The following is an 18,787-nucleotide window of genomic DNA, read 5'->3' on the forward strand; positions in this document are numbered from 1 at the left end:
TGAATTATGCCCACCTTATCAGTCATACTCATCACTCGCAATGAAGAGTCAAGTTTGGACGATTGTCTGGCCTCCCTGGAGGGGATTGCCCAGCAAATCGTAGTGGTCGATTCGAATAGCACGGATCGGACCCTGGAAATCGCCCATAACTATGGTGCCTTGATGGCTTACCCCAAGGATTGGCCTGGTTTTGGCCCCCAAAAGAACCGCGCCTTGGATTTGGCAACCGGGGACTGGGTCCTTTCACTGGATGCGGACGAAAGACTCACCCCAGCCCTCAAATCCGAAATTTTGACGGCTATCAACCATTCTGCCCATGTGAACTGCTTCGCCATTCCCCGCTTATCTTGGTACTGTGGCCGCTTCATTCGACATTCAGGCTGGAGTCCCGATTATGTAGAGCGTCTTTTTAAACGAGGTACTGCCCGCTTTTCGGATGACCTAGTTCATGAGCGCCTCATTCCAAATGGAACTGTAGCCAAGCTAGAGAACCCTATGTTGCACTATAGCTTTATGAATTACACACAAGTACTAGACAAGCTTAATCGCTACTCTACTGCATCAGCAGAGCAAGCTTTTGCTCAAGGCAAAAAAAGTAACCCAGCCAAAGCAGTGCTCCACGGTATGTGGGCTTTTATCCGGACCTATATCCTACGAGCCGGTTTTTTAGATGGTCCTCAAGGTTTTGCCTTGGCAATTTCTAATGCTCATGGTACCTACTATCGCTATATGAAGTTATGGCAACTAAATCAGGATGCTGGTAAATGATTTCGATTCTACTGGCTACCTACAATTGGCCACAAGCACTCAAGCTCTGCCTAGAATCACTTGCCACTCAAACCGATCAGGATTTTGAAATCATCATTGCAGATGATGGTTCTAGCGACGAGACTAAACAACTGATTGAGAAGATCAAGCTTAACCATCCCATTCCTATGACCCATCTCTGGCAAGAAGACCAAGGTTTTCGGAAAACAAAAATCCTGAACCAAGCTATTGCAGTTGCGCATGGAAACTATTTAATTTTCTTAGATAGCGACTGCATTGTTCAACCAGACTATGTAGCACGCCATCGTGCCTTAGCTCAAAAGGGCTACCTCGTTACGGGTAGTCGCGTACTCTTAGATCAGAGTCTCACGAAGCGATTACTCAACTGGCCAAATTGGGATTACAAACGGTTTGCTAGTAAGTTGCTAAGTTATAGACTCAGCGGCTGCATTAATAAATATTGGCCCTTACAAATCAAGCTTGGAAATGGATCCTGGCGCGATTATCGAAAATTTGTATGGCGTCGCATTAAGGGCTGCAATATGGCCTGCTGGAAAGAGGATGCAGAAGCTATTAATGGCTTTGATGAAGGCATGACTGGTTGGGGTCATGAGGATGCTGACTTTGTCTTTCGTCTACAGCGTCATCATATAAAGCGTAAATCAGGCTCATGGTCTACCGAAGTCTTACATCTGTTTCATAAAATTCATGATCAAAGTCATGCTGCAGAAAATGCCCGAAAAGTGCACGCCACGATTCAAGCTAAGGCAATGTAAATTATTAGCTATGTCGAATTTTTCCTCCATTCAACCCAAAAAAGTATTGTTTATTGCTACTCGGCAAATTGGGGACGTACTAGTAACAACCCCACTCATTAGCAAGGCTCGTGAACTTTGGCCTGAGGCCGAATTTCATTTTCTAGGTTATCGAGGTAAGTTGGATATGCTCAAAGGCAACCCTGACATTAGCGAGTACATTGAAACCTCTGATCGACCTGGCTTCGCGGAATATCTCACTCTTTTTAATCGCTTGTTTCAGCGCTATGACTTAGCCATCGTTACCCAACCTAGTGATCGTGCCTACTTATATGGCTTAGTCTCAGCATTCAGACGAGTGGGTATCTTAGGCGGTCATCCACAAGGTAAGGGTGGTGGTGGCAAGCAAAATGCTTGGAAGAAATTTGTTTCCATGCATAACGTCACGGTAGATTATTTTGCACAGCATGTAATTGCGGAAAAACTACGGCTATTGGAAGTGTTCTTCAGAAATCCGAATGATATATTTAAAGAGCCGATTTCAGTAACACCCCCTGAAGACGAAGTGTTAACACCCGTCATTGCAGGCCAGTTAAACCAAGCTTATGTAGTACTTCATCCAGGGCCTTTAACTGCTTATAAACGCTGGCCACTTGCATACTGGCAGCAACTCATTACCTGGTTGACTCAACAAGGTTTACAAGTAGTCTTGAGTTCCTCCTCTGCAAAACAAGACTTACAACTCAATCACGATATTCTGTCTTTACTAGACGAGGCCACTCGTAAGCAAGTCATTGATACTGCTGGGAAGCTCTCTATTCCACAGGCAGGTACTTTACTGCGTGGTGCAGCTTTATATATTGGTGTTGATACCTCTATCACTCACTTAGCCGCAGCTTGCAATACCCCGACGATTGCATTATTTGGAGCAACTCCACCAACAAATTTTGGCCCCTGGCCAAATGGCTTTGTTGGCGATCAACCCTATCAATTACGCGCCCGAACTCAAACTATCGAAAATGTCACTATCCTGCAAGGTCCAGGCGAGTGTGTTCCGTGTCGTAAAGCAGGCTGTGAGGATCGTGCTGATAGTCATAGTGAGTGCTTAGATCTACTTGAGCCTAGTCAAGTGATCACTGCTGCTAAACAAATCCTAAACCAATAAATACCAAAGATTAATGGTACTGAACTTGTACAGGGTTATTTTGCTTAGAGGCCAGAATCTGGCTCAAACCATGCAGACAGGCATCATCAGGATAGATCCGTAAGTCCTCCGGGAACTGCATTAAGCATGCACCCCCACTAGTGGTGACAGCAGCCGTCAACATCAAACCCTTGACTGCATCATTAGAACCAAGAGCTGGGGATTTAACAGAACCAAACTTGGGATCATGTACGCGATTTGACATGAGATATGGACTAATTTGAGAACGCAACATCTTTATATCGATGGCTGTATCAATAAAGACATGCACATTACGTGCAAACCGCATCCGTGCTCCCGTAATATCCATCACTGCCTCAGAAACAATGCGCATGCCACCTGAAAATTTGTCTGGCGTGACATTCACTTTTGCGACCAATAGCTCATCCTCTTTTAACCAAGAACGATTCGGTTCATATACTTCGCTATAGAGGGTCACCTCCAAGGCTGCAGTACCATCGTCAATCGTAGCAATCATCATGCGGCCACGCTGGCCTGTCAACATTCGGGCAGAAGTGATAATGCCAGCAACTAATTGGTCTTTACCTTCGCTGATCTTTGCTAAAGATTGGCGAATAAAGTGTGATGTCTCTTCTCGATAGGCATCAAACATATGTCCTGTTAAGCAAAGCCCAAGTGCAGTCTTTTCTTCTTGAAGACGTTTTTTTTCAGACCAGATGGGCTCACGAACTAATTCTGGGAGGTGCCGATTTTCTTCACCAACCACATCAAATAAACTCACTTGATGAATTGAGGCCTCTGCTTGCTCTGCAGCTTCAATTGCTCTAGCAAGAGAAGATAATAATGTGGAACGAATATCGTATAAGTTGCCGCCAGCAACCAGACTATCTCGATACAGACTATCGAATGCGCCAGCCCGCATCAATGCTTCAATCGCCCTACGGTTCACTTGTCGACGATCAACTCTTGCACAGAAATCAAACAAGTCTTTGAAAGGACCGTCCTTCTCACGGGCTTTGACAATCGCTTCAATCGCTGCCTCACCGGTACCACGCACTGCACCAAGACCATAACGAATATGGCTTATTGGTGAATCTGGTGCCGCATCTGGAGCGCGTAAAGGAGTGAACTCATAAACGCCTGTATTAATATCCGGTGAGAAAACTCGAATCTGATTTGCTAAGCAATCGTCATACAGAATCTTCACTTTATCGGTGTCATCCATGGCAAGCGATAAGTTGGCTGCCATAAATTCAGCTGGGTGATACGCTTTTAGCCAAGCAGTCTGATAGGCTAAAAGCGCATAAGCAGCAGCGTGAGATTTATTAAATCCATAACCCGCAAAGCGCTCCATCAAGTCATAAATCTCATTGGCTTTGGCTTCACTAATACCGCCTGCTTTGGCGCCATCACTAAAGATCTTGCGATGCTGAGCCATTTCTTCTGGCTTTTTCTTGCCCATTGCACGGCGCAACATATCAGCACCACCTAATGAGTAGCCGCCGATCATCTGCGCCATCTGCATTACCTGTTCTTGATACACCATGATGCCGTAGGTTTCACGTAAAACGGACTCGATACGCGGGTCTGGGTACTCTACTTTTTGACGCCCATGCTTACGCTCAATAAAATCGGGTATTAGATCCATTGGGCCAGGACGGTACAAAGCGACTAGAGCAATAATGTCTTCGAATCGGTCAGGCTTAGCCTCACGCAGCATGCTTTGCATCCCACGACTTTCAAGCTGAAATACTGCAACGGTATTTGCTTTCTTTAGAAGTTCAAATGCCTTTTCATCATCAAGCAGGATTTCACTCATACTCCAATCTTGACGATCAGTATGCAAAGCCTTGATGCTTCGCTCTGCAGCAGCCAAGATCGTGAGTGTTGTGAGGCCTAAAAAGTCAAACTTCACCAGGCCAATCGCTTCAACATCGTCTTTATCAAACTGACTAATGACAGAGCTACTGTCCTGATCTTTAGTTTCTTGTGTATATAGAGGGCAAAAATCAGTGAGGCGACCTGGGGCAATCAATACGCCACCAGCATGCATACCCACGTTACGCGTCATCCCCTCTAGCTGTTCAGCTAAAGAAAGAAGTTGACGCACCTCATCTTCATTCTTCTCACGTTCGGCTAACTGCTTTTCTTCCTTCTTCGCCATATCAATCGTCATATATTGACCTGGCTTATTGGGCACAAGCTTGGCAATTCCATCGACAAAGTTATAACCCTGCTCTAGTACACGCCCAACGTCCCGAATGGCTGCTCTAGCTGCCATTGTTCCAAAGGTAGCAATTTGGCTAACTGCATCTTTACCGTATTTATCTTTAACGTATTGAATGACGCGATCACGCCCATGTTGACAAAAATCGATATCAAAGTCGGGCATCGATACCCGCTCAGGATTTAAGAAGCGCTCAAACAGTAAGTTGTATCGCAAAGGATCCAGATCGGTAATGCCCAATGAATAAGCCACTAAAGATCCAGCACCTGATCCTCTTCCCGGGCCAACTGGTACACCATTATTTTTAGCCCAGTTAATAAAATCTGCCACGATCAGGAAGTAACCAGGAAAACCCATCTGAGCAATCGTCTTTACCTCAAACACGAGACGATCGTGATAGCGTTTTTGCTCATTGGCGCGCTTCTCTGGATCAGGAAAATTACGCTCCATATGGCGTTTCAAACCAACCTCTGATTGCGCTAATAAATATTCATCCAAAGTCACACCTTGCGGTGTCGGAAAATCAGGCAAGCGCGGCTGACCGAGAACTAAAGATAAATTACAACGTTTTGCTATCTCGACCGAGTTGGCTAGGGCAACAGGTATATCTGCAAACCGTTTTTCCATCTCTGCTTGAGTGAGGAAATATTGCTCTTCATTAAATTTCTTTTGGCGACGTGGGTTACCCAATAACTCACCTTCAGCAATGCATACGCGTGCCTCATGGGCCGTAAAATCCGTCTTTTTCATGAACTGAACTGGGTGCGTAGCAAGGACTGGTAGATCTAGCTCGCTAGCTAAATGACAAGCTAGTTGGACTTGCTTTTCATCCTGAGGATGACCGCCACGCTGCACTTCAAGGTAAAAAGATTTGGGAAAGAGTGTATTTAGACGCAGCGCAGCTTGCTTAGCCTGTTCAGCTTGACCAGCCAATAATGCTGTACCCACTTCTCCACCTCGACCACCAGATAATGCAATTAATCCAAACGATAAAGTACGCTTGGCTGCCCTATCCTCTTCCTTGGCCGCAGGCTCACTAAACCAAGTCATATCTACTTCAGCTCGGCCTCGAGTTTGGTTATCTAAAGACGCTCTACTAAGCAACTGACAGAGGTTTAAGTAGCCAGAATGGTTTTGTACTAACAGTAATAAACGATGGGGTTGATCTGGCTCCAGAGGATTACTAATCCAAACATCTGCGCCGGCAATGGGTTTCACACCACCAGAGCGGGCGGCAGTATAAAAACGTACCAAGCCAAATAAATTACTTAAATCAGTCAGGGCTAGCGCGCCCATTTCGTCTTTAGCGGCGGCAGCTACTGCATCATCTATGCGAACGACCCCATCCGTAATTGAAAACTCGGAATGAAGGCGAAGATGAACAAAACGGGGTAAAGCCATGAGATGATTTTAGCTGTGTCTAAGATCAAAAACCCTCCTCCCCAACCAGTAGGCTACCGCGGGCGATTTGCCCCCTCGCCGACCGGTCCACTCCATACAGGATCGCTGGTGCAGCCCTTGGTAGTTGGCTAGATGCCCAAAAAAATGGCGGTCAATGGCTACTCAGAATCGAAGATCTAGATACTCCCCGCTGCGTCACAGGGGCTGACCAGCAAATACAAGCTCAGCTCTTGGCTTGTGGCCTATCCTGGGACGAGGAAGTCACCTGGCAATCAGAACGTCAAGCTGGTTATCAAAAAGCCTTCGAAAAGCTCAATTCAATCCAATTGATGTACCCCTGCACTTGCTCAAGACAAACCATTGCAAGCACCCTAAGCCAAATGGGAATACAAACACCGCGTAATCAAGAAATGGTTTATCCAGCAAGCTGTCGGCCAGAACAATTCATCACATATTCCGCAGAAGATCTCAAAAATACCAAGCTTACTTGGAGACTTGCTCTCCCACCTGACTGCAACATGACATTCGTAGATGAGGCCTTAGGAAAACAAAGTCAGCAGCTCAATACTCAAGTAGGAGATTTTGTGATTCGTCGTAATGATGGTTTATTTACCTATCAACTGGCTGTGGTAGTTGATGATGCGCAACAAAGTATTACCCATATTGTGCGAGGCGAAGACTTACTAAGTAATACTGGAAGACAAATCTATTTGCAATATGTTTTGGGATTGCCCACTCCCCAGTATTTGCATCTACCTTTAGTACTCGAGGAGCATGGTGAAAAACTGAGTAAACAAACTTTAGCCACACCCATTCAGACGCAAAATGCGAAAGCAGCACTTGCCGAATTGCGTAAAGCAGCAAAACATTTAGGGTTAGGGCAATTGCCAGATGGTGAAAACATCACGATTGCCGAGTGGCTGCTAGCGGCTACTCATGCATGGAAAGCTTAAGGACTTTCCATACTTTTTCAACACCTCATTTATTTTTTCTTAAAGCCACCAAGTAAGGCACCAACGGTAGGCTTAGCAGGCACGATACCCACTTTTTTCTGTTCTGGCTTGGCACCTTCTGCTGATTGTGGTGCAGCAGAGGGTTCATACGGTTTGTAGAAAAATGGGTCTGACATTTTTGCTGGTACTGCACTATTTGACGATGTGCTGCTAGAAGAAGAGCTGCTTGCCCTGCTTGATGCAGACCTATTTGAGGGTACACCCTCTGGTAAAGGCTTGATTTCTAACTTGCGTTTCATCAATCTTTCAATATCGTCTAAAAGACGCTTTTCACTAGCATCGACTAAAGCAATCGCATCGCCTGTACTACCCGCACGCCCTGTTCTACCAATGCGGTGAATAAAGTCTTCTGCGCTATAAGGTAATTCATGATTAATGACACAAGGCATATCGGGGATATCTAAACCACGTGCCGCTACATCGGTTGCTACTAATACTTCAATAACGCCTGACTTAAAGGCATCCAGAGTAAGGGTACGTTCACCCTGACTCTTATCCCCATGAATTGCGCCTGCCTTAATTCCATCGCGCTCTAAGGCACGCGCTAACCTAGCACAGCCTAAGCGGCTATTGGTAAAGATGATGCATTGGCGAGATAAGCCTTGGCGAGAGCGGGACTCTAGTACTTTGACAATGGCACTTTGTTTATCGCTAGATGACACCATATGCACTACTTGTTTTACGGTGTCAGCCGCCGCATTTTGTCGCGCGACTTCCACTGTTACTGGAGTACGCAAATAGCTTTGGGCTAGCTTTTTAATCTCTTGAGAAAAGGTTGCAGAAAACAAAAGTGTTTGTCTTTGCACCGGAATTAAATTAATAATACATTGAAGATCTGGCAAGAAGCCCATATCCAACATACGATCAGCTTCATCAAGCACCAACAACTCCACTTGAGATAGGTTTGCCACCTTAGAACCAATATGGTCTAACAAGCGACCAGGCGTAGCGATCAAAATCTCGACGCCATTCCGCAGCAAAGCAACCTGCTCCTTCATATCAACGCCGCCATAAACAACAGCAGTCCGCAGATCTGTATGTTTAGAGTAGCTAGCAGCATTCTCAGCCACTTGGACTGCCAACTCTCTGGTAGGCGTTAAGACCAAGGCACGAATTGGATGACGCGCAGGAGAAGCGCTATTACTAGCGTGACGCAAAATCTTTTGAATAATAGGCAATACAAAAGCGGCAGTTTTACCTGTGCCAGTTTGGGCTGCACCCATTAGGTCACTACCCGCTAATACGTGTGGAATAGATTGCGCTTGAATCGGTGTCGGAATAGTGTATCCCTGTTCAGAGACCGCTTTTTGAATCAGTGGATCTAAACCAAAGTCAGCAAAAGTGATCGTTGCCGCAGGAATGTCGCTAGGGGTGGTGACTTCACCAAGCCCTGTAGAAGAAGTTATTTCAGAATCAGTATTTATCAAGGTAACTTACAGAATGGCAGCGATGCCGGCCTTAGCAGTAGCAGCATCCTCAGCCGATTTAACGCCGGAAACGCCGACTGCGCCGATGGTATGACCATCTACCTCGATATTGACGCCGCCCTCTAGCATGCCTGAGACGTGCGGGGCAGATAAAAATGCATGGCGACCGTTGTTAATAATTTCTTCATAAACAAGAGTTTCGCGTTTACCCATCGCAGCAGTGCGCGCTTTTTCTTGAGCAATATAAGCAGACAAGGGTGCGCAACCATCACGACGAATTAAACCTAACATATGACCGCCTTCATCACAAACAGCAATCGTGACTGCCAATTTATGTTTGGCAGCATATTGATCTGCGGCCTCCAAAATCTTTTGGACAGCCGCTTGTGTTAAATAATGTTTATTAGCTAACATGTTTAATCTTTCTATCTCGAATGCGGTTCAATGATTGCAATATAAGTGCATGAATTATAAGGGGTATAGGGGTGCGAGCCTTGCTAGTACTTACTTTAAGAACTCCTGGGCAGCTACAACGCCACTTTCCTTGGGTTTATAGCCCATAGATCCCAAACTCATCTCTACCCCACTTAGGGCAGCCATCAAGCTAAGCTCATTACAGTCGCCCAAATGTCCAATGCGGAACATTTTTCCTTTGAGCTTGCCAAGGCCAGTGCCTAATGAGAGATTAAATTTCTCTAAGGCATGTTTACGCAATTTATCAGCATCCATACCATCGGGCACAACAACACCAGTAAGTACTGGAGAATATGCATTAGGATCTTGACACTGATTTTCTAGACCCCAAGCTGCTACCGCATGACGGCATGCTTGTGCCAAACGTTGATGGCGGGCAAAAATATTATTCAGGCCCTCATTCATCATCATATCCATGGATTCATGTAAGCCATACATCAGATTAGTACTTGGAGTTGTTGGCCAATAACCTGTTTTGTTCATCTCCAAAATCTCATCCCAAGCCCAATAAGACTTCGGAATCTTGTTATGTTTACTGACTTCAATTGCCTTGGGTGATAGAGCATTAAATCCAATGCCTGGTGGCAACATCAAGCCTTTTTGTGAGCCACTAATCGTGACATCAGCACCCCAAGCATCATGTTCAAAGTCCGCAGAACCTATGCCAGAGACGCTATCAACGAGTAGTAAGGCGGGATGTTTTGCTGCATCGATTGCTTTGCGAACAGCCAAGATATTTGAAGTCATGCCGGTAGATGTTTCGTTATGCACAACACATACCGCTTTGATCTCGTGTTGCGTATCTTTGCGCAAACGCTCTTCAATTACAGAAGCATCAACACCCCAACGCCATGTATCGTGACCCACTTTACCAATCACCTCAACATCTATGCCAAGTCGTTTAGCGAGTGCATGCCATAAGTTAGCAAACTGTCCAGTCTCATAAAACAGTACTTTGTCATTAGGATTCAAAACATTCACTAACGCAGCTTCCCATGCACCAGTTCCGGATGCGGAATAAATCATGACGGGCTGCTTGGTTTTGAAGATTTTCTGAATACCCTCTAAAACTTTTAGACCGAACTGACCAAACTCAGGTCCACGATGATCAATAGTTTGATAGCTAATAGAACGCAGAACACGGGATGGCACTGGACTAGGACCAGGAATATGTAAAAAGTGGCGTCCAGAAGGATGGTTGTCGAGTTTCAGCATGCTTTGTCTCACTGGGTTTTTGGGTTAATAGTGGCAATAGTGTACGGGAAATTTTCCTATTTTTCTATTTTGTATGCAAAATATATAATCTGAACATCAAAAAAAAGCCAAAATAAGGGTTTATTTATCATTTACCTTGGATTATTATTATTTTGTATACAAATTAAGGCATAAGCAATGGCAGCGATAGAACAACCTAGCTCTCAAAATTTGCATGAAGCAACCTTTCAAACCCTAAAGTCATTATTAGTTGAAGGAAAGATTGCCCCTGGCAGCAAACTCAATGAGCGGGAACTTGCAGAGAGTTTGAATGTGTCACGCACCCCTATTCGGGAGGCTATTCGCCGGCTTGCCGCAGATGGCTTAGTCGAATTAATCGCTAATCGTGGTGCGATTGCCGTACAACTAAGCATTGAAGATGTGATTCATACCTTTGATGTGATTGCAGAATTAGAGGGCTACTCTGGTGAGTTGGCTGCTAAAAATATTAGTGAAAGCACCCTCTCAGAATTAGAGGCCCTTCAATATGAAATGATGGCTTCTTATGCGAGACGTGATTTGTCTAGCTATTTCAAATTAAACCTACGAATACATCGCCTGATTAATCAAGCAGCGAATAACCCTGTATTAGCAACACTCTTCTCTCAAGTGAACTCCCGCATTGAAGCCTTGCGCTTTCGCTCCAATCGAGATGGCATGAAATGGGAAAAAGCGGTTGAAGAACATCAAGAGATGCTCGATGCATTGAAGGCGCGTGATAGTGCTCGGGTGCGCAAAGTCATGATTACTCATGTCGCCAACAAGCGAGATGTCGTTGTTCATCTACTAAAATCTGAATCAGGTATACAGGTTAGTCAAGTATGAATAAGCCTATAGAAATCAATGCATTCAAAGAGCTCATGGTTGATCAAGCTCTATTAGGAAAGAGCCTTCGTCAGGAAACCTCTGGCGAAGTGATGACCGATATTGCGAGTCGTGGCCGCTATGCAACCGATGCCTCTATTTATCAAGCAATGCCCGTTGCTGTGTTAGTCCCTAAGACAGCGCAAGATATTGCGATTGCGATTCAGATTGCAGCCGACCTTCAGGTTCCAGTCCTGCCCAGAGGTGGTGGCACTAGCCAATGTGGCCAAACCACTGGAACTGCGCTGGTTATTGATAATAGTAAGTACTTTAGAAATGTTCTAGATCTCAATCTTGATCAAAGCTATATTGAAGTAGAGCCTGGCATGGTGCTGGATCATTTAAATGCCCAACTGAAGCAACATGGTATTTGGTTTCCAGTAGATGTCTCTACTGGAGGGCAAGCTACGATTGGTGGAATGGCTGGTAATAATTCTTGCGGCAGTCGCTCTATTGCTTACGGCAACATGGTACATAACGTTTTAGGAATTGATGCCTGGCTCGCCAATGGGCAAATTGGACAATTTGCTAACTATGCCAATAGCTCTGGTGTTGCTAAACAATTAGGTGATTTTGTAAAAAACCTAGCCAATCATCTTCAACCTGAAATCGAAGCTCGTTTTCCGAAAGTTCTCAGACGTGTAGCTGGGTATAACCTGGATATCTTTCATCCTCAAAGCGAATTACCTTATACCCAAGACGGCAGCGTCAATCTATCGCACCTCTTAGTTGGTAGTGAAGGTACGTTAGCCTATTTTAAATCACTCAAACTCAAACTATCCCCTCTCGCCGGGCATAAGGTATTAGGTGTCATAAACTTTGCCAGCTTTTATAAGGCAATGGATAGTGCGCAGCACATTGTCAAACTCGGCCCTACTGCAGTGGAGTTGGTTGATCGCACCATGATTGATTTAGCTCGTAGCAATCCTAGCTTTAAGAAGACGATTGAAACTGCCTTAATTGATCCCAGCGAACAAACTCCTGAAGCCATTCTATTGGTGGAGTTTTCTGGTGAAACTCAAGCAGCTCTATTAGAAAAGCTCAAAGTACTTGAAGAGCTTATGGGAGATTTAGGTTTGCCAGGTAAGGTTGTTTCAATGGCAGAGGCCAGTCTGCAAAAGAATTTATGGGAAGTACGCAAAGCAGGACTGAACATCATGATGAGCCTGAAAGGTGATGGCAAGCCAATCAGTTTTATTGAAGACTGCGCCGTCCCTCTAGAAAGTTTGGCTGATTACACCCAAGCCCTGACAGAAGTTTTTTCTAAACATGGGTCACGTGGTACTTGGTATGCACACGCATCAGTAGGTACATTGCATGTCCGTCCTATTTTGGATATGCGTAGAGATGGTGCTCAAAAGATGCGCGCGGTTGCAGAGGAAGCCTCAGAATTAGTTCGCAAATATAAGGGTGCCTATAGTGGCGAACATGGCGATGGACTATGCCGTGGTGAATGGATCTCCTGGCAATTTGGCCCCAAAATTACTGAAGCCCTTGCGCAAATCAAACACACCTTTGATCCAAACGGATTATTGAATCCCGGTAAGATTATCAATCCACCCAAGATGGATGACATTAGCCACTTTAGATTTCCACCAAGCTATAAAGTGATTCCGCTCCAGCCTGCATTAGATTGGTCGGCCTGGAATGTGCAGAATAATCCCATCACTGAAGAAACGACTGCGCCTGGAACTGGTGGCGATCCTTCAATGGGTTTAGCCAAAGCAGTAGAAATGTGCAACAACAATGGTCACTGTCGTAAATTCGATGCTGAAGTGATGTGCCCAAGCTATCGCGTCACAAGAGATGAAAAACATTTGACCCGCGGAAGAGCTAATACTTTACGTTTGGCACTCTCTAATCAACTGGAGATTCAAGATGGTATATCACCCCTAGCGAGTGATGCTATTAAAGAGGTGATGGATCTGTGTGTTAGCTGTAAAGCCTGTCGTCGTGAATGCCCTACTGGCGTTGATATGGCCAAGATGAAGATTGAATTTTTATCTGCATATAAAAAACGAACGGGGCACTCATTCAGAGATTTAGCGGTAGCCTATCTTCCAAAATATGCTCCTCTAATTAGCAGCATTCCCTTTCTACCAGCAATACTGAATCTGCGTAACCACATCAAACCGATTGCCAAGGTACAAGAGTGGCTAATGGGCATCTCTGCGCAAAGAAGTTTACCCATTTGGAAAGGGAATACTTTTTGGAATGACTCAAAGACTATTACATCTTATCAATTTACTCCCGAGCAACTGAGTAGCGGATCAGATAAAGGTGTCGTCCTGATTGCAGATACGTTTAACGCCTACTTTGAAAATGAAAATCTTACAGCGGCATTGCAAGTCTTGAAAGCTGCTGGGTATCGAGTTCATATTCCTCAAAAGAATAAAAGCGTCAATCAAAAACCAGCCAATAATATTTGCTCAAAAGAATTTTGTTGCGGCAGAACTTATTTGGCAGCTGGTATGGTAGATAAAGCTAAAGAAACCCTTGGTGAATTAGTCGGTCATCTCGCGCCCTATGCACATAAAAATATCCCCATCATTGGTTTAGAACCCTCATGCCTCTTTACACTCAAAGATGAAGCGCTGGTCATGGGGTTTGGTGAGGGCGCAATCGCTGTGAGCCAACAAGCTCAACTCTTAGAAGAGTTCTTGGCAAAAGAAGTGAAAGCTGGAAAGCTTAAGCTTGCTCTCAAAGCAGCAAGCAAACCCGTGTTATTTCATGGACATTGTCACCAAAAAGCATTTGCTGCTGTCACACCAGCCATGGAATTACTCAAACTAATCCCTAATGCTGACCCCAAGCTGATTGAGTCATCATGCTGCGGCATGGCAGGCAGCTTTGGCTATGAAGTCGAGCATATTGAAGTATCAAAACAAATGGCAGAAGCTAGCTTGTTGCCTGCTATACGCAAATCGCCCGATAGTTGGGTTGTTGCTGATGGCACTAGTTGTCGCCATCAAATTACGGATGGAACACAAAGAGAAGCGGTACATATCGCCAGAATATTGGCGGCTCATCTTTAGCGAATGATGCCGTAACCAACCATGAGTAAGGTACCCGTCAATAAGGCTGGCACTAAACGTTTTGAGGGTTTAGAAACCATTACCCCAATACTGAGCACACAAATCAGAATCCGCATCCAGGCAGGAACTGTTGCCATCAGGCCCACAGGAAACAAAATCAAACGAACTGTCAGTGTTGCAACCATGGCGTATGTGATGGCTGACAGCAAACGAAAGATTTCACTGTCTTGATTAATGCGATCTGAGAGCATGACCCCCATCGCACGACAGACATAAGTACCTAGACAGGCACCTGCAAGTGCCAACCATAATCCCCACCCCTCAAGAGATGCATTTATCATCCGATAATCCCCGCTTTCTTGCGAATCCATTTACGGTCAATGAAATAAGCGATCACACCAGCTATTACTCCAGTAGTCAATAAACTAGAGTCTCGATCTAACATGGTGAAGAAAGGGCCTAAGAGGCATCCCAAACAAATAGCGATGCGATTAATCCAGGGCTTTACTTCAGTAAAGGTCAATAAGAAAAATAAAGGATTAATAAAAACCAGACCTAGTGTTACGGCCGCTGGCACAAAACCCGCCAAAATATAGCCTAAGATAGTTCCAGGCACTGAGATCAACCAACACAATAAGCCAAGACCCACAAAGTAACTTAAACGATGCTTTACTTCTATGGAAGAAAATTCTTTCATAGAAACAGCCCATGCTGTCATGGCCAGCAAATGAACCGTGGCATAAAGATGGCGGTTACGATCTTTTTCGTGTAACTGCGGAAAGAGTGTCACTGTCATGGTGACAAAGCGAGTGGATGTCAATGTGACTGCTAATGCAATGGCAATGACTGATGAACCTGTAATGACCATCTCCATTAATACCACCTGCCCAGGCAAAGCAAACATCAAAAAGCTACTGAGGACCGTAAACCACCCATCTACACCATTGGTGCGGCCCATTGCCCCAAAACCCACCATACCTGCAAACAGCACCATCGCTGGAGCACCTGCGGCATCGCGCATGCCAGACCAAAAGGCATCGCTACGGCTTTTGAAACGATCGACTGTCGATCCTTCTAAATTGATTTCTTTAGGGTCGATATGAGGTTGCTTAGCAGATGACATGGGCTCATTGTAAAGCTGGATGAAAAGTCTGCTGATTAGACTGAGTCTGATAGCGCCCATTGAATATGTTCAGCCACCAACGGCTCAGCCCCAGACAAAGCATCATGTAATGCTTTACGAAGTAGTTCTTTTTCAGAGTCATCAAGATCAGGGCTAACCAGCGCATTACCCATCGCAACGGCTAAGTTACGGCGCCAACGTACGTAGCCAATTCGGCGAATCGCACTTCCCTCGTGACGCTGATCAAACTCTGCTTTTGTCCAGGTCCATAATTGCAACAGACTAGCATGACCCAGACCATGACGTTCTGCAAAATCTGATAGCTGGGTACGCTTAGCAAACTTATTCCATGGGCAAATTAATTGGCAATCATCACAACCGTAAATTCGATTACCCATTGCTCGCCTAAACTCTATGGGAATTTCTCCAGGATTTTCAATCGTCAAATACGAAATGCAACGACGCGCATCTAATTGATAGGGGGCTGTGATGGCCTGGGTAGGGCATACCTCTATACAGGCCTGACAAGTTCCGCAACGCTCTTCTTGCTCTTCATCTAGAGGCAATGGCATATCGACCAAGATCTCGCCCAAGAAAAACATCGAGCCATATTGGCGATTTAATAAGAGCGTATGTTTACCACGCCATCCTAGACCAGCCTTGCGTGCTAACTCCACTTCCATTAGTGGTGCTGAATCTGTAAAGACGCGGTAACCAAATTTACCAATTTTTGTCTCTATAGTTTTAGCAAATTCCTGTAAACGCTGACGTAATACTTTGTGATAGTCGCGCCCACGAGCATATAAAGAAACTACAGCTTGAGTCGGCTCATTTAAGCGCTGCCACTCTTGATCAAAGTCACCCTCTTGAAGCAAGTAACTCATCGATACGCAAATAACCCTGACGGTACCAGGCACCAATAACTGAGGATCTGAACGAAGCTCGGCATGCCGCTCCATATATTCCATTGACCCATGGCGCCCTTCTGCTAGCCACTGTTGCAGGCGCTCATTTGCTGAACCCAAGTCAGTATCGGTAATTCGTAATTGATCAAAACCCAATTTTGCAGCCTCTTCCCCAAGCCAATTTCGCAAATTGGACTCTTCTGAGGAAGTAGTGGAAGCATTTAAAGTCATGATCAATACAGAATGTAGCTCAATAATTGAATAAACTAGCGTAATGGGTAAAACACAGGCATCTATTGAACAACATTGTAGGCAAGAAGCGGATACTGCCGCCCTTGCAAAGGATTGTGCTGCCAGCGTAAGCCGGTTCCTCACTCAAAATCCAAGCGCGCACCTCAATATTGCCCTCGAGGGTGACCTGGGCGCAGGCAAGACTACTTTTGCCAGATACTTGATTCAAGGCATGGGGCATGAGGGCAAGGTGAAGAGTCCGACCTACACGCTTTGCGAACCCTACTCACTGAATATAGAAAAATACTCATTTATTGCGCATCACTTTGATCTTTATCGCATGAAAGATCCCTTGGAGTGGCAAGAAGCAGGATTTGGTGAGTATTTTGATGTACCTGGATTTTGCTTAATTGAGTGGCCAGAAAAAGCAGGGGGCACTCTACCCTTGTTTGATATTGCGATCTATCTGAACGCCGGCATAGAAGAGAATGAGCGCCAAATTCTGATGGCAGCAAAAACTGCTCTTGGTATAAGCGTTTTAAAAACAATGTCTGGCTATACAACACCATAAATGCGTCGTCCAAAAATCAATCTCTCGAAAAGAAAGCATCTTCAGACTTCAGCGAAGTTTTTAGGATTTGTTTTACTCTTAGGTGAGATTGAAATCGCTTGGGGTGCTAAGATTTTGGGAGTACGTGTTTGGCCATCCGAAGATTACACCCGTATCACTTTAGAGTCTGATAAAGCTCTGCCTATTACTCATCAGATTCTGACCAATCCTGATCGTTTAGTAGTTGATGTGCAAGGCTTAGAGCTCAATCCCACTCTAAAAGATTTAGTTGCTAAGGTAAAGCCAAACGATCCTTATGTTTCTCAGATTCGGGTGGGTCAATTTCAAGCAGGAATTGTGCGCCTGGTCTTTGATTTAAAAGAACCTATTAAACCGCAACTCTTTACTTTAGACCCTGTTGCTGAATACAACTACCGCATGGTGTTTGATTTGTACCCCACCACTCCACCAGATCCCTTAATGGAATTGGTTAAAAGTAGCGCACGCAAAGAATCTGCTTTAGCAAAATCAAATGAAGAGGTCGATCTGATTGCACAGTTTGCAGCCAAGAAGGATATTCCAAAGGCGCCAGTGGCCCAAGCCATACCAGAAACAAAAGATATCCCCGCTCCAGCAAAATATAAACGCCTCATTACGATTGCAATTGATCCAGGACATGGTGGCGAAGATCCGGGAGCTATTGGCTCAATGGGCTCTAAAGAAAAGAATGTAGTGCTCTCGATTGCCAAGCGACTGCGTGACAAGATTGAGGGTGAGGCGTATATGCGTCCATTCTTAACACGTGATGGTGATTACTTTGTACCGCTCAATGTCCGCGTTCAAAAAGCTAGGCGGGTTGAAGCAGATTTATTTGTGTCGATCCATGCAGATGCTTTTATTCAGCCTAATGCAAAAGGAGCATCAGTATTTGCACTATCGCAACTCGGTGCGAGTAGCTCTATGGCACGTTGGATGGCAAATAAAGAAAATGCATCCGATCTGATCGGCGGCATCAATATCAAGACCAAAGATCAGCAAGTTGCAAACTTATTGCTAGATATGTCGACCACTGCGCAAATCAAGGATTCATTGCAGGTGGGAAATTCTATTCTGAAGCAAATTGGTGGCTTTGCCCCTCTGCATAAAGCAAAAGTAGAACAAGCCAGTTTTGCTGTTTTAAAGGCTCCTGATATACCTTCCATCCTTGTTGAAACTGCGTTTATCAGCAATCCCCAAGAAGAAGCAAGATTAAATGATGAAAGCTATCAAGATCGGATTGCAGAGGCGATTTTGAAGGGAATTAAGGAGTATTTTTCCAAAAATCCACCAGTTGCTAGAAGAAGCAATTCATAACGAACTTATATCTATAGGGCTTGTGGGGTAGAGCTCCAAGACCCACGGAACGCACTCAAACTTCTTGCTATAATTTCCTTTTGGGTCGGTAGCTCAGTCGGTAGAGCAGCGGACTTTTAATCCGTTGGTCGCGAGTTCGAATCTCGCCCGACCCACCAAAAATAAAGGGGCCGTACCGGACACATGCTTTACGTCCGGTACCGACCACATGGTTTACACCTTTACTTTCACATCCCCAATAC

At 45.0% G+C, this 18,787-nt stretch carries 15 protein-coding genes and 1 tRNA gene; 9 read left to right on the forward strand and 7 right to left on the reverse strand.

The window, feature by feature from the left end; translation table 11 throughout:
• The first annotated feature begins 6 nt into the window (after window positions 1-6).
• The 3 genes from ABWP14_RS08735 to ABWP14_RS08745 are packed head-to-tail and all read left to right on the forward strand — an operon-like array spanning window position 7 to window position 2,688.
• The gene (locus ABWP14_RS08735) at window positions 7-768 is read left to right on the forward strand and encodes a glycosyltransferase family 2 protein (RefSeq protein WP_353202580.1); all 762 of its coding nucleotides are present in this window, start codon (window positions 7-9) and stop codon (window positions 766-768) included.
• Window positions 765-1,544, forward strand: coding sequence for a glycosyltransferase family 2 protein (locus tag ABWP14_RS08740; RefSeq protein WP_353202581.1), 780 nt, complete (start codon window positions 765-767; stop codon window positions 1,542-1,544). The genes ABWP14_RS08735 and ABWP14_RS08740 overlap by 4 nt, the downstream gene beginning before the upstream one ends.
• Before the next feature lie 10 nt (window positions 1,545-1,554).
• Window positions 1,555-2,688 (forward strand): glycosyltransferase family 9 protein, encoded by a 1,134-nt coding sequence (locus ABWP14_RS08745; RefSeq protein WP_353202582.1) that lies wholly within the window; start codon window positions 1,555-1,557, stop codon window positions 2,686-2,688.
• Between the two features lie 10 nt (window positions 2,689-2,698).
• On the opposite strand, the gene dnaE is transcribed toward ABWP14_RS08745, so the two are convergent.
• Window positions 2,699-6,316: a DNA polymerase III subunit alpha gene (dnaE, locus tag ABWP14_RS08750; RefSeq protein WP_353202583.1), complete on the reverse strand. Its 3,618-nt coding sequence runs from the start codon at window positions 6,314-6,316 to the stop codon at window positions 2,699-2,701.
• A 167-nt stretch (window positions 6,317-6,483) separates the two neighbouring features.
• On the opposite strand from dnaE, the gene gluQRS reads away from it, so the two are divergent.
• Window positions 6,484-7,269, forward strand: a complete 786-nt coding sequence (gluQRS, locus tag ABWP14_RS08755) for a tRNA glutamyl-Q(34) synthetase GluQRS (protein ID WP_353202599.1) — start codon at window positions 6,484-6,486, stop codon at window positions 7,267-7,269.
• A 29-nt stretch (window positions 7,270-7,298) separates the two neighbouring features.
• On the opposite strand, the gene ABWP14_RS08760 is transcribed toward gluQRS, so the two are convergent.
• From ABWP14_RS08760 to ABWP14_RS08770, 3 genes are all read right to left on the reverse strand, one after another.
• Window positions 7,299-8,756 (reverse strand): DEAD/DEAH box helicase, encoded by a 1,458-nt coding sequence (locus ABWP14_RS08760; protein ID WP_353202584.1) that lies wholly within the window; start codon window positions 8,754-8,756, stop codon window positions 7,299-7,301.
• 6 nt (window positions 8,757-8,762) lie between these two features.
• Window positions 8,763-9,170 carry a GlcG/HbpS family heme-binding protein gene (locus ABWP14_RS08765; RefSeq protein ID WP_353202585.1) on the reverse strand — a complete coding sequence of 136 codons (408 nt, stop codon included), beginning with the start codon at window positions 9,168-9,170 and terminating at the stop codon, window positions 8,763-8,765.
• Between the two features lie 90 nt (window positions 9,171-9,260).
• Window positions 9,261-10,445 (reverse strand): pyridoxal-phosphate-dependent aminotransferase family protein, encoded by a 1,185-nt coding sequence (locus tag ABWP14_RS08770; RefSeq protein WP_353202586.1) that lies wholly within the window; start codon window positions 10,443-10,445, stop codon window positions 9,261-9,263.
• 177 nt (window positions 10,446-10,622) lie between these two features.
• Between ABWP14_RS08770 and ABWP14_RS08775 the strand changes: the two genes are divergently transcribed.
• Both ABWP14_RS08775 and ABWP14_RS08780 read left to right on the forward strand, forming a co-directional pair.
• Entirely contained in the window at window positions 10,623-11,309 is a 687-nt protein-coding gene (locus ABWP14_RS08775) for a GntR family transcriptional regulator (RefSeq protein WP_353202587.1), read from the forward strand.
• Window positions 11,306-14,383 carry an FAD-binding and (Fe-S)-binding domain-containing protein gene (locus ABWP14_RS08780; RefSeq protein WP_353202588.1) on the forward strand — a complete coding sequence of 1,026 codons (3,078 nt, stop codon included), beginning with the start codon at window positions 11,306-11,308 and terminating at the stop codon, window positions 14,381-14,383. Before ABWP14_RS08775 ends, ABWP14_RS08780 begins: the two co-directional genes overlap by 4 nt.
• On the opposite strand, the gene ABWP14_RS08785 is transcribed toward ABWP14_RS08780, so the two are convergent.
• From ABWP14_RS08785 to queG, 3 genes are read right to left on the reverse strand one after another with little or no spacing between them, the layout of a single operon-like run.
• Window positions 14,380-14,724: an AzlD domain-containing protein gene (locus tag ABWP14_RS08785; RefSeq protein WP_353202589.1), complete on the reverse strand. Its 345-nt coding sequence runs from the start codon at window positions 14,722-14,724 to the stop codon at window positions 14,380-14,382. The genes ABWP14_RS08780 and ABWP14_RS08785 overlap by 4 nt on opposite strands.
• Complete coding sequence (locus ABWP14_RS08790; RefSeq protein ID WP_353202590.1) at window positions 14,721-15,506, reverse strand: AzlC family ABC transporter permease; 786 nt, start codon at window positions 15,504-15,506, stop codon at window positions 14,721-14,723. The genes ABWP14_RS08785 and ABWP14_RS08790 overlap by 4 nt, the downstream gene beginning before the upstream one ends.
• A gap of 35 nt (window positions 15,507-15,541) precedes the next feature.
• Window positions 15,542-16,642: a tRNA epoxyqueuosine(34) reductase QueG gene (queG, locus tag ABWP14_RS08795; RefSeq protein ID WP_353202591.1), complete on the reverse strand. Its 1,101-nt coding sequence runs from the start codon at window positions 16,640-16,642 to the stop codon at window positions 15,542-15,544.
• Window positions 16,643-16,685: 43 nt separating this feature from the next.
• On the opposite strand from queG, the gene tsaE reads away from it, so the two are divergent.
• From tsaE to ABWP14_RS08810, 3 genes are all read left to right on the forward strand, one after another.
• On the forward strand, window positions 16,686-17,213 hold the full coding sequence (gene tsaE / locus ABWP14_RS08800) for a tRNA (adenosine(37)-N6)-threonylcarbamoyltransferase complex ATPase subunit type 1 TsaE (RefSeq protein ID WP_353202592.1): 528 nt from the start codon (window positions 16,686-16,688) through the stop codon (window positions 17,211-17,213).
• Window positions 17,214-18,545 carry an N-acetylmuramoyl-L-alanine amidase gene (locus ABWP14_RS08805; RefSeq protein WP_353202593.1) on the forward strand — a complete coding sequence of 444 codons (1,332 nt, stop codon included), beginning with the start codon at window positions 17,214-17,216 and terminating at the stop codon, window positions 18,543-18,545.
• 82 nt (window positions 18,546-18,627) lie between these two features.
• Window positions 18,628-18,703: transfer RNA gene (locus ABWP14_RS08810), tRNA-Lys, on the forward strand.
• The last annotated feature ends 84 nt before the right edge of the window (window positions 18,704-18,787 follow it).

It is taken from the genome of Polynucleobacter sp. (genome assembly GCF_040400325.1).
Taxonomy (GTDB): Bacteria; Pseudomonadota; Gammaproteobacteria; order Burkholderiales; family Burkholderiaceae; genus Polynucleobacter.